3 protein-coding genes are annotated in these 4,359 nt (G+C 69.9%); all 3 read left to right on the top strand.

Features of this window, described 5'->3' with window-relative positions; all coding sequences use genetic code 11:
* A partial coding sequence (locus tag PLL68_RS12555; protein ID WP_324534579.1) for a TetR/AcrR family transcriptional regulator occupies positions 1-624 on the top strand: 624 nt, incomplete at its 5' end.
* Positions 624-2,357: an ABC transporter ATP-binding protein gene (locus PLL68_RS12550; RefSeq protein ID WP_324534577.1), complete on the top strand. Its 1,734-nt coding sequence runs from the start codon at positions 624-626 to the stop codon at positions 2,355-2,357. The genes PLL68_RS12555 and PLL68_RS12550, both read left to right, overlap by 1 nt.
* On the top strand, positions 2,354-4,359 hold a 2,006-nt coding region (locus PLL68_RS12545), incomplete at its 3' end, for an ABC transporter ATP-binding protein (RefSeq protein WP_324534575.1). The genes PLL68_RS12550 and PLL68_RS12545, both read left to right, overlap by 4 nt.

Genomic DNA, 4,359 nt, shown 5'->3' with positions numbered 1-4,359 from the left:
GTGAGTGAGTGCTCACTCACTTATAGTGTCCGGGTGCCACCCCGTGCCCCAGCCCTCAGCCCCGAAGACCGCCGCGCCGCCCTCGTCGACGTGACCCTTCCGCTCCTGCGCGAGCACGGCCCGTCCGTGACGACCCGCCAGGTCGCCGAGGCCGCCGGCATCGCCGAGGGCACCGTCTTCCGCGCGTTCGGCAGCAAGGACGAACTCGTCCAGGCCTGCGTCGCCGCGGTCTTCGACTCCGCGCCGGCCGTCGCCGAACTGCGCGCCATCGACCCCTCGCTGACCCTCGACGAGCGGCTCACCTCGGGGGTCGCCATCCTGCTGCGGCACGTCGAAAGCATCGTGGGCCTCATCTCGGTGCTCCACCACGCCGGTTCGCCGGCCGGTGGCCCGGTCGCCCATGACGCGAAGCGACACCAGCGACCGTCGGACCCTGAGGTCGACGCCGCCTTCCTCGACCTCATCGGTGACGATGCCGCGGCCCTGCGCAAACCGGCATCCGACGTCGTCGCCCTGCTCCAGCTCCTCACGCTCTCGAGCGTGCACCCGCTCATGTCGACCGGCCGCCTCGACGCGGCCGACATCGTCGACGTCGTCCTCGACGGCACCCGGAAGAAGGCCTGATGCTCTACCGACTCGTGCGCACGCACCTCACGCCGTACACAGCGCCCCTGCTGGTGCTGCTCGCCCTCCAGTTCGTCGCGACGATCGCGTCGTTGTACCTGCCCAGCCTCAACGGCCGGATCATCGACGAGGGCGTCGCGGTCGGCGACACCGGCTTCATCATGCGCGCGGGCGCGATCATGCTCGTGGTCTCCCTCGTGCAGATCGCGGCCACGATCGCGGCGACCCGCATCGGTGCCCAGTCCGCGGCATCCCTGGGCCGTGACGTCCGCGCCCGAGTCTTCCGCACCGTCGGCGCCTTCTCCGCGCAGGAGCTCTCCCGCTTCGGCGCGCCCACCCTCATCAGCCGCAGCACCAACGACGTGACCCAGGTGCAGACCGTCGTCTACATGATGCTGGCGATGATGGTGTCGGCGCCGATCATGATGGTCGGGGGGATCGTCATGGCGATTCGTGAGGATGCCGGGTTGTCCTGGCTCGTCGCCGTCGCCGTTCCAGCGTTGGCCATCGCCATCGGGCTCGTCATCCGGCAGATGATCCCGCACTTCCGGGCCATGCAGACGGCCGTGGACTCGGTGAACCGGATCCTGCGCGAGCAGATCACCGGCATCCGGGTCGTGCGGGCGTTCGTGCGTGAGGACGTCGAGCGCGAGCGGTTCGCCGAGGCCAACACCACCTACACCGGCACGGCGCTGGCCGTCGGCAAGCTGATGGCCCTGGCCTTCCCGATCGTCATGGTCATCTTCAACGCCTCCACCGTCGCGGTGCTGTGGTTCGGGGCGCAGCGCATCGACACCGGGGCCATGCAGATCGGCGCCCTGACCGCGTTCATGGCCTACCTCATCCAGATCCTCATGTCGGTGATGATGGCGACCTTCATGGCGATGATGATCCCGCGGGCCACGGTGTCGGCGGGGCGCATCCAGGAGGTGCTCGACACCCAGACCTCGGTGCACGCGCCGGCCGACCCGGTGGCGATCCCCGCGGGGCCGGTACGGGTCGAGCTGCGCGACGTCACCTTCGCCTACCCGGGCGCCGAGGCCCCCGTGCTGCACGAGGTCTCGCTCGTCGCCGAGCCGGGCACGACGACCGCGGTCGTCGGGTCCACGGGTTCGGGCAAGACGACGCTGCTCGGGGTCGTGCCGCGCCTGCACGACGTGACCTCGGGGCAGGTGCTCGTCGGTGGGGTCGACGTGCGCGACGCCGACCCCGAACACCTGTGGTCGCACATCGGGCTCGTCCCGCAGCGGCCCTACCTGTTCACCGGCACCGTCGCCTCCAACCTGCGCTACGGCGACCCGGACGCGACCGACGACGAGCTGTGGGAGGCCCTTCGGGTCGCGCAGGCCGAGGGCTTCGTGAGGGCCATGCCCGACGGGCTCGAGTCCCCGATCTCCCAGGGCGGCACCAACGTCAGCGGCGGCCAGCGGCAACGGCTCGCGATCGCCCGGGCCCTGGTGAGCAAGGCCGACATCTACCTCTTCGACGACGCCTTCTCGGCCCTGGACGTCGCCACCGACGCCCGGTTGCGTGCCGCGCTGCGCCCGGTCACCCGCGACGCCGCGGTGATCGTCGTCGCGCAGCGAGTGTCCACGATCCTGCACGCCGACCGCATCGTCGTCCTCGACGAGGGGCGCGTCGTCGGCAGCGGCACCCACGAGGAACTGCTCGAGACCTGCCCGACCTACCTCGAGATCGTCCAATCCCAGCAAGCGATGGAGGAGGCGGCATGAGCGAGGTGCGCAACGAGGAGGAGAAGGCGGCCGCGGAGCGGCGCGGCCCGGCATCCGCCCACCGTGGTGGGCCGCCGCACGCGGCGATCGGGATGCCGACCGAGAAGTCGCAGAACTTCCTCCCGTCGGCCAAGCGGGTCCTCGCGCTCATGGCGCCCGAGCGGCTCATCGTGTGGGCCGTCGTGCTGCTGGCGCTCGGCAGCGTCGCCCTCAACGCGATCGGCCCGAAGATCCTCGGTTCGGCCACCGACCTGATCTTCGCGGGCGTGTTCAGCCGCCAGATCCCGGCCGGGGTCACCCAGGAGCAGGCGGTGCAGGCGCTGCGGGCCCGCGGCGAGACGCAGATCGCCGACATGCTCGCGGCGATGCAGGACATCGTGCCGGGCACGGGCATCGACTTCGGCGCGCTCGGGCGCATCCTGCTCATCGTGCTCGCGATCTACGTGGTCGCCGCGCTGCTCCAGTGGCTCCAGGGGCGGCTGCTCACCGGAGCGGTCAACCGCACGATCTTCACGCTGCGCCGCGACGTCGAGGACAAGCTGAACCGCCTGCCCCTGCCCTACGTCGACGGCCAGCCGCGCGGTGAGCTGCTCAGCCGGGTCACCAACGACATCGACAACGTCGCGCAGAGCCTGCAGCAGACCCTGAGCCAGCTGCTCACCTCGCTGCTGACCGTCGTCGCCATGGTCGGCATGATGATCTGGATCTCGCCGCTGCTCGCCCTCATCGCGCTCGTGACGATCCCCGTGACGATGGTCGTCACGGCGATGATCGGCAAGCGCAGCCAGAAGCACTTCGTGCAGCAGTGGAAGAGCACCGGAGAGGTCAACGCCATCGTGGAGGAGTCCTTCACCGGGCACGAGCTCGTCAAGGTCTTCGGCCGCCAGGCCGAGGCCGACCGCGACTTCGCCGTGCGCAACGACGCCCTGCACCACGCGAGCTTCCGGGCGCAGTTCATCAGCGGCATCATCATGCCGACGATGATGTTCATCGGGAACCTCAACTACGTGGCCATCGCGGTCGTCGGTGGGCTGCGGGTCGCGTCGGGCTCGATGAGCCTGGGTGACGTGCAGGCGTTCATCCAGTACTCGCGCCAGTTCACCCAGCCGCTGACGCAGGTGGCGTCGATGGCCAACCTCATGCAGAGCGGCGTCGCCTCCGCCGAGCGGGTGTTCGCGGTGCTGGATGCCGAGGAGCAGGAGCCGGATGCCGTCACCCCGGCACGCATCACCGACCCTCGCGGGCGGGTCGCGTTCGAGGACGTGTCGTTCTCGTACCGGGAGGACACCCCGCTCATCGAGAACCTCGACCTCGTCGTCGAGCCGGGCCAGACGGTGGCGATCGTCGGCCCGACCGGGGCGGGCAAGACGACGCTGGTCAACCTCGTGCTGCGCTTCTACGAGCTGAACGGGGGTCGGATCACCCTCGACGGGGTCGACATCACCGAGCTGACCCGACACGACCTGCGTTCACGCATCGGCATGGTGCTTCAGGACACCTGGCTGTTCTCCGGCACGATCCGCGAGAACATCGCCTACGGGCGGCCGGGGGCGACCGACGCCGAGGTGCTCGAGGCTGCCCGGGCCACCTACGTCGACCGGTTCGTGCACATGCTGCCCGACGGCTACGACACGGTGCTCAACGCCGAGGCCGACAACATCAGCGCCGGTGAACGACAGCTCATCACCATCGCCCGGGCCTTCCTCGCGGCGCCGTCGCTGCTCATCCTCGACGAGGCGACGTCGTCGGTGGACACCCGCACCGAGCTGCTCGTGCAGCACGCGATGTCGGCGCTGCGGTCCGACCGCACGAGCTTCGTCATCGCCCACCGACTCTCGACGATCAGGGATGCCGACCTCATCCTCGTCATGGAGTCCGGGCGGATCGTCGAGCGGGGTTCACACGCCGAACTGCTCGCCGCTGGTGGCGCGTTCGCCGCCTTGTACGCAGCCCAGTTCGCTGGTGCGGCGACCGATCTCGACGAGGAGAGCGGCATCCCCGC

The organism is Ornithinibacter sp. (genome assembly GCF_035443565.1).
Lineage (GTDB): Bacteria > Actinomycetota > Actinomycetes > Actinomycetales > Dermatophilaceae > Fodinibacter.
Note: the sequence above shows the minus strand (reverse complement) of the source record. Positions and strands in the feature narration are given on the sequence as shown.

Excerpts from the sequence above, each read along its gene's own strand:
- PLL68_RS12550 (WP_324534577.1), top strand. The coding sequence starts at position 624 with ATGCTCTACCGACTCGTGCGCACGCACCTCACGCCGTACACAGCGCCC.